This is a genomic window from Shewanella sp. 1180_01 (assembly GCF_052850535.1).
Map to the genome: position 1 here is coordinate 1 of NZ_VXCT01000174.1, position 617 is coordinate 617.

Here is a 617-nt window from a genome sequence, read left to right on the forward strand (position 1 = left end):
AAGTTGAAATAAGAAAGCCCGCTAAAGTTTGGCGACAGGCGCGGGCTTAATACCTAAGTGAGGCGATTACATGTTATTGAAATCATGCGTTGCGGTCAAACTTTGACCTTTGTCGGTGGTGAGGGATTTGCCTTGATGTTTTATTTGAGAACGAGGTGCTGCTGAGCTGTTTCAAGATCGCAGCAGGTTGCTTCTACGTAAACAAAATATTCTGCTTGAGCTGTTTTGTTGAAGACGAAATAACCACCGAGTGCATCAAACGGTCCGAAGATGATGTGGCCTATTTCAAAGCTTTTGGGATTGTAAATATCCATGACGCTGATATTGCCTGTATCAAGTTCTACAGCAATACGGCCACGGCTTTGGCTTATGCCAATAACGGTTCCATGTTTCTGTTTGGGCATTTAAACATCCTGTTTAAAGTTGAAATTGAAATAAGAAAGCCCGCAAAAGTTTGGCGACAGGCGCGGGCTTAATACCTAAGTGAGGCTATTACATGTTATGTACATATAATGATTTCGTCAATTTTGCGCAGTGGATTGCTCCGTTTGGGGGTGACTTATGAGTATGGAATTGATGGTAAAAGCGATGAAGGCCAAGGTGGGTAATCCACTGCG

General features: G+C 43.1%; 1 protein-coding gene. It reads right to left on the reverse strand.

Annotated features, from left to right (window positions below; translation table 11 throughout):
• Positions 1 to 140: 140 nt before the first annotated feature.
• A complete protein-coding gene (locus FW758_RS24725) occupies positions 141 to 404 on the reverse strand; it encodes a hypothetical protein (RefSeq protein WP_259515414.1) in 264 nt (87 codons plus the stop codon).
• Positions 405 to 617: the final 213 nt, after the last annotated feature.